The following is a 6,521-nucleotide window of genomic DNA, read 5'->3' as shown; positions in this document are numbered from 1 at the left end:
ACGTAGCGCATACCCGGGCGCTGTGCCGCCTCGCAGATTGCCTCCGCATCGATCGCATCGTTCTTGTTCCGCTTCACGAACGGCTTCACGTAGGCGGGCGGAATGAGCCGCACATCGTGCCCCATCGCCTTGAGCTGACGCGCACAATGATGCGCGCCCCCGCACGCTTCAAGTGCAACAGTGCACCCCGGCTGACTTGCAAAGAAGTCGAGCAGTTTGTTCCTGGTGAGCTTACGACTGAAAACCATCGCACCGCGTTCATCGGCACCGTGCGCATGAAAAACGTTCTTGGCGATATCCAGACCTATTGTGCTAACTTGCGACACGGGCGCCTCCCTCAGTGGTGAATCAACACCTCCACTTTGGCACATAGATGCCGTCGGGGGGCGTCCACCCCATCAGGTCCTGGGGAGCGAGTGGCGAAAAGCTGCCGTCCAACCTGCCTCTTAGCAGCGGCAGCCCTCGACCCAACACAAGACATTCAGCGTCGTAGATGTGATCGTCAGCTTTTATTGGGAAGCTGGCATTCGGGTCGCTCAACCCGATCCGTCGGCAATGCGCAGTAATTACGATCATCTGGTCCCTCTGACACTGCGCCCGAAAGCCGGCGTCTGCTTATGTCGATGTAACCGACATGCTCGGGGAAATCGGACCCGATTAAGAATGGCCCATTTCCAATCACTTGCGGCCCCCAAAGCTTTACAGCCGGCCTGAATTGCCTTTTTGCATTAGAGCTGCGCCTGAGGAGGCGTTTCGGGAGTTTGCAAAAAGGCGATATGTAAAACACTGCGCCGATCTAAAAAGCGGCTTTTCAATGGCATGATGCGATTCGAGACTGCTGCGGCAGTGGGCTGTCCTTCTCAACCGAAACCGGCGTGACGCTCCAAAACTCTCATCAGCACTGCGTTGGCGCAGCTGAAATTGGCGAGTTGACCTTGCAAATCGTAAGCCCATTTCTCGCCGTGGAAGAGGTTGTTCCGGTACCGCCACACGATGATTAACGTGGTCAGGACACGATCGCGGGCAGAGCCGGCGTCGCCCCTGATGCATGCCGCAACGAGGTCAGGCATGTCCTGCCTCCGCAGTTGCAGATTATCAAAGCGGAACGTGAGCTCCCCGTTCTGGAAATAGCGTTCCCGGAAATAGGCGACCTCGGCATCGTAGAGTTCGGCGCAGAGCACACCGTCCGTTTCCCACCGCTCCACCGCCTGCGCGATCCTGCGGGCGTTGGCATCGTTCCCCATCAGCCTCGATTCGAATAGGCTCCATAGGAGGGCGAAGGCTTTGATCGCGTCGCGGTCGGGGCCGGGTAGCGCAGCGTAGCCCGGCACCCTCTCCTCCAGCCATTTCTCACTCATGTCGCGCGGGCCTTTCGTGCCGTCGCGACGGCCTCCGAGAGGCGATTGCCAAAACGGAGCCGGCGCGAAGTGACCCGCTCTTCGTCGGCCAGTAGCTCCACGACCGCGTTGTTCGGGGAGTTGACCAGCACGCGGTTGAAGATCGTCGGGAACTTGCGGTGTGTGAACATCAGTTGCGGAAGCTTGATGTCCGCGAGCGTCCCGGCGAGGAAGTCGGGCATTCTCACGAACTCGGCGTATTCCGTCTTGCCGTCCATGCCAGGCGTTGCGAACGCGATCTGCGGGTGGCGTAGATCAATGAGGCCGCCCCGGCGTCGCCTCATGATTTGAAATAGTAACCAGGCGAGGTCGAAAGCCACGCCTTCGTGTCGATCGAACATGGCGTCCCGGTCGCTGATCCAACGAATGTTGATCGGCGATTTCGCATCGTTGAGCATGCCGAGAACGACAGCCGCGAATGACGCTACGAGAAATATCCGTCGGAGTAGGTTGAGCGAAAGCTGCTTCTGGGCGAGTTCCGATTCGAGCATTCGCAGGCGGCGGCCGAGCTGGCCGTAATACTCGGCGTTCGGTGGCTCCGCCGTCGCCCATTCGGCGACGATCTCCCGGAGTGAAGCGACGAGCGACGACATGGCTTCCTGAGTAATGGCTACGCGCAGACTGGCGCTTTCGCGTGAGACGATGAAGCTCAGGCTGAAGGTCACGGGGCAGCAGAGATAGTCGAGCAGACCCTTGGGTGGCGTTCGGGAGGCTTTCAGGTCGCTCGGCGAGGTGGCCGCGATGTAGGACGCGATGTTTTCGTCGGTGTCGTGCTTGAGGATAATGACGAAGGAGTAGGCGTCGTTCTGCTTGCCCGTGTCGCCCACGCTGAAATCCGATACCACGCTCCACGACGCGGCGACCGGGTATTCGCCGAACCAGGCTCGTAAGTCGGCATGAATGGTCGCATTCGATCTCTCGATCAGGTCGATCAACTCCAGCATCTTCGCCTTCCTCCCGGGCTCAATTCAATCTGATCCATGCCGTATCTTCATCAGCCTGCAGGCGAGCATCTGATCGCCCCAGCGCGTGGCGAAGGTCTCGGAGATTTCGAACCAGCTCCCGTCGTTTCCCGCGCCATGATTCCGTCCCATGCATGAGCACTGACATTCATGACCGAAAGCGTTGAGGCACGCGGGCGAACACTTCTCCTGCTCCCGATAGGGTTGGATCACGTAGATTTGCCCGTAGGTTCTGAGCGCGCGCTCCACGACGTCGTTGAACCAGGCTTTCGGAATCTCCCAATAGCGCTTCGAGGCGATCCATGTCGGGGAGATGCGATGGCCGTCCTGAAGCCAGGTGCGATTGCTACCCGCGTATGGCAGGCGCATGCGTAGCAGCTGGCCCTTGCCCGTCCGGCGGAGGATCACCGGGCTTTCATGCTGGTTCCAAACACGCGTCAATTCCTTATCGTCCATTTTACCGCCTGTGCCCGCATCAGTCTGCTCAACGCGAGGATGGTGTCGTAAAACGGTGGAAAAATAAATCGCGATCTATCTGCATTTTGGCTCCTTATTACCCTCGCTGCCCTTATTGTCTTCCACTATGCTGTCGCCGAAGGAGAAGGGGGCTCGATGTATCTTCAGAGTGTCAGGCTGGGTAACTTCCGATCGTTCGACGAGGCCCGACTTGAGCTGCAGAGCGATCTGACGGTACTTGTGGGAGAGAACAACGGGGGCAAGAGCAACGCGATCGACGCGATCCGGCTGCTGACCGCGCCGCTTGGTGGACGCCGCGAGATATACTGCGAGCCGACCGACGTGCGCTTCCAATGCGGCACGGCCCGGTTTGAACTGGAGGCGCACTTCGCGGAACTCTCCGCCGGACAGCAGGGACGACTGATTTCGGCTGTCACCGACGCAAGCCTGACGAAGGCTTGCTTCGGCTTGCGTTATGATGCGACCACCGGCGGAGCGAGGCCGTATCTGTGGGCGGGCAGGGATGGCAATATTGCGGAGCCGAATTGTCATGACATGGTTCGTCACGTCTATCTACCTACTCTGCGGGACGCGAAGCGGTCGCTCGCATCTGGGAACCCGACGCGCATCATGGCGCTGCTTAACCACTTTCTGGAAGGTACGAGTGCAACGGACTTGGCTAGGGAACTTGGCCGTAAGAGCCAGCACGATGTGCTGACCAAGGTCGACGATGCAGTGGAGAAGGGGTTGACCGCATTGACGGGCGGCGTGCGAAAGCAGGCTGCGACGCTGGGCTTTGCCTCTGACGAGGCCCTGATCGACATCGCCCGGGACCTCCGGTTCAAATTGGCGGACCACGGCATCGATCCCGAGGACCTCCGCTACTCCGGGCACGGCTACGCAAACCTGCTGTTCATGGCGATCATCGCTGTCGAGTTGGAGAAGGTTCGGAACACCGATTTGACCCTCTTCCTAGTCGAGGAGCCGGAAGCGCACCTGCATCCTCAGCTGCAGGCGGCGGTGCTGTCTTTTCTGCGCGATCAGGCCGAACAGTCCCGGAAGGCTCCGCCCACCAATCACGGCCCGGCCGGCGAGCTGCAGGTGGTTGTCGCCACGCATTCGCCGAACCTGTCGGCATGGGTCAGCAGCGACCGGCTGGTCGTCTTCAAGTCCATGATCGCGTCGGTCGGAACGGGTGAGAGGGATGAGCATCCGGAGCCCACGACGCTCGACGCCAGCCTGATCGAAGACGTGCTGACCTCGGAAACGGGGGCGGGGAACGAATCGGCGATGGAGTCTGTCGCAGAGGCGATCTCTGCAGCTTCGCCGCGCCGATCCACGAGATGCCTGCCGCTTGCCAGAATGGCGCTGAAGCCGTTGGATCGCAGGAAGGTCGATCGGTACCTCAATGTGACGAAGGCGGCGCTGTTGTTCGGCGGGAGGGCGCTGTTGGTCGAAGGGATCGCAGAGGCGCTCCTGCTTCCAGCAATCGCAAAGCACCACGTTCTGAAGGGGCAGAAAGATAAGCTTCGACTCTTCCGGTCCGCCGTCTTCATCCCAATCGATGGGGTCGATTTCGCTCCCTATGTGTCTCTTCTCCTGACCGAGGTCGATGGAGCGCGCATCGCCGATCGGGTCGTGGTCATGACCGATGGCGACAAGGGCACGAAATCCGAGGACGAGGAGGAGGATGAGGATGAGGAGGACAAGGCGAACGATGGCGAAGCGGAGACTAGAGATGCATCGCCAGACAAAGCCGAGCAGAGCAACGGCGACACGTCCGCGGCATCAGAAGAAGAGGTGGTGGACGACGGACTCATACCCGGCGAGCGACGGAAGCTCGCGCTGGATCGGCTGGTCGGTGAGCTGGGCGCAACCGACTATTTCGCTGCAATCACGAGCACCTATTCACTTGAGTCCGAACTGATAGAGGCTGGAAACGCCGATCTGCTCGGGGAGGCCTACCTGGAACTGCATCCGCGATCGAAGACCAAGTGGCGCAATGCCCTCAAGAAGGAGGGAGACGAGCGCTCCAAAGCGATCAACAAGGTATTCAAGAGCGCGCGCAAGGGCGACTTCGCCCAGATTCTCGCTCGCCGGATCGAGGATGGCGAGGAGCTGAAGGTGCCGGCCTACATCGTCTGTGCCATTGAGCAGTTGGTCGTCACGTGACGGCGGCCTACAAGCCGACGCTCGAGCAGGAGGCGGTCGTCGTTCACGATGGCTGCGCGTTCGTCACCGCATGTCCTGGAGCAGGGAAGACCCGGACGCTTGTCGAACGCGCACGACTTCTGCTGGCCGATCGCAGCGATCGTCGTGGCGTTGCGTTTCTCTCTTTCACCAACGCAGCCGTCGATGAGCTGGAGGCGCGTCTGCGGAGCTTCGGTGTGCTTCCGGCCCCGCTTTTCCCCAGCTTCATCGGTACCTTCGACCGCTTTCTCTGGCAGTTCTTCGTCGCGCCGTTCGGAATCGAGGGGAGCAGTGAGATGCCCCGGCTAATTCCAGACAAGGCGAAATGGCCAGTGCAGCCGCATGAGACGATGCAGGCCATCCCCCTCCGGGGGTTCGATAGGAAAACGGGCGCAATGGACCCGGCTGTCGCAACCGAATTCCGGTTCGATCGGGATCCCGCCAGGCACCAAGCCCGAGCACTAGCCATGCTGGCCGCTGCCCGCACCAAGGGTCATGTCGATTTCGAGGATGTGCGGGAGAGCGTACGTGTTCGGCTGGCCGACAAGCAGTTCGCGCAGAGATTCGGGAGGGCGCTGGCCGCGCGGTTTCGCGAGATCGTCGTTGACGAGGCGCAGGACTGCAACCCGGCCGATCTCGAAATCGTCCAATGGCTCCGCGATTCCGGGCTGAGCGTGAAGGTGATCTGCGACCCCAACCAGTCGATCTACAAGTTCAGGGGTGGCGTGACTAGCGAGCTCCATGGGTTCGCCGAACGGTTCGGTGAGACCGAGCGCCTTCCAATGAGCGGCAACTTCCGGTCGACCCCTGCGATCTGCTCCGCCATCGTCGCCTTGAGGCCGCCAGCAGCCCGGTCTGCACTCGATCAGGCTTTGGGGCCTCTGAAGGGCGACACGACGCCCATCTATGTGATCGCATACGGTGGGACGTCGGTGCCTGCGGCGATCGGTACGAAGTTCGGGGAGTTGTCGGGCTCGTTGGAGATCCCGCATGCGGACGCGCCTATTCTCGCGTCGCGGCTTCCCACCGCAGGCAAGGCAATCGGGCATCCGGCGCCGAAGGAGTCGGCGCACATGACGCTGATGCTCGCCCGGGCCGTCACCGACTTCCACTTCTCCTTCGGCCTCGGCAACCGGCGGGAGGCACTCGTCGCCCTCCACCGCGCTGTCCTCCAGGTTCAAGGTCATATCCAGGCCCCGGGCGAATACCATCGGCACGTTTCCGGCACGGATGCCGACGATGCAACGTGGCGGCCCGGGATCATCGCGATCGCATCGCAGCTTAAGTTCGTGCCTGGCATGACGGCTGAAACGTGGCTCGTGAGGGCTCGCGCCGTTCTAGACCCCGGTCTCGTGTCTTCCGTAACCATAGGGCAGCGCCTGCGATCGACCTCCGACCTTGAGGCGGCGCTGGCCAGCCCGCCACTGGATTCGCATCCCGCGCGCACGATCCACTCGGCGAAGGGATTGGAGTTCGCGGCGGTGTGCGTGGTCATGACCAGCAACAAGACCAGCAA

6 protein-coding genes are annotated in these 6,521 nt (G+C 61.0%); 2 read left to right on the top strand and 4 right to left on the bottom strand.

Going from position 1 to position 6,521, the window contains the following annotated elements; all coding sequences use genetic code 11:
- The 4 genes from ACT6VE_RS34215 to ACT6VE_RS34200 form a co-directional block, all read right to left on the bottom strand.
- Nucleotides 1-326 (bottom strand): IS110 family transposase (locus ACT6VE_RS34215; protein WP_444802599.1); only part of this gene is annotated, 326 nt, incomplete at its 3' end.
- Nucleotides 327-860: 534 nt separating this feature from the next.
- Nucleotides 861-1,358, bottom strand: a complete 498-nt coding sequence (locus ACT6VE_RS34210) for a hypothetical protein (protein WP_444802598.1) — start codon at nucleotides 1,356-1,358, stop codon at nucleotides 861-863.
- A complete protein-coding gene (locus ACT6VE_RS34205; protein ID WP_444802597.1) occupies nucleotides 1,355-2,341 on the bottom strand; it encodes a hypothetical protein in 987 nt (328 codons plus the stop codon). Before ACT6VE_RS34205 ends, ACT6VE_RS34210 begins: the two co-directional genes overlap by 4 nt.
- A 24-nt stretch (nucleotides 2,342-2,365) precedes the next feature.
- A complete protein-coding gene (locus tag ACT6VE_RS34200) occupies nucleotides 2,366-2,815 on the bottom strand; it encodes a hypothetical protein (RefSeq protein WP_444802596.1) in 450 nt (149 codons plus the stop codon).
- A 156-nt stretch (nucleotides 2,816-2,971) separates the two neighbouring features.
- On the opposite strand from ACT6VE_RS34200, the gene ACT6VE_RS34195 reads away from it, so the two are divergent.
- Nucleotides 2,972-4,987 carry an ATP-dependent nuclease gene (locus ACT6VE_RS34195; protein WP_444802595.1) on the top strand — a complete coding sequence of 672 codons (2,016 nt, stop codon included), beginning with the start codon at nucleotides 2,972-2,974 and terminating at the stop codon, nucleotides 4,985-4,987.
- Nucleotides 4,984-6,521 (top strand): UvrD-helicase domain-containing protein (locus ACT6VE_RS34190; protein WP_444802594.1); only part of this gene is annotated, 1,538 nt, incomplete at its 3' end. The genes ACT6VE_RS34195 and ACT6VE_RS34190, both read left to right, overlap by 4 nt.

The sequence above is a fragment of the Shinella sp. genome (genome assembly GCF_052438155.1).
GTDB lineage: Bacteria > Pseudomonadota > Alphaproteobacteria > Rhizobiales > Rhizobiaceae > Shinella.
This window is presented reverse-complemented; position numbering and strand designations above follow the sequence as displayed.

Excerpts from the sequence above, each read along its gene's own strand:
- ACT6VE_RS34200 (WP_444802596.1), bottom strand. The coding sequence starts at position 2,815 with ATGGACGATAAGGAATTGACGCGTGTTTGGAACCAGCATGAAAGCCCG.
- ACT6VE_RS34195 (WP_444802595.1), top strand. The coding sequence starts at position 2,972 with ATGTATCTTCAGAGTGTCAGGCTGGGTAACTTCCGATCGTTCGACGAG.
- ACT6VE_RS34205 (WP_444802597.1), bottom strand. The coding sequence starts at position 2,341 with ATGCTGGAGTTGATCGACCTGATCGAGAGATCGAATGCGACCATTCAT.
- ACT6VE_RS34210 (WP_444802598.1), bottom strand. The coding sequence starts at position 1,358 with ATGAGTGAGAAATGGCTGGAGGAGAGGGTGCCGGGCTACGCTGCGCTA.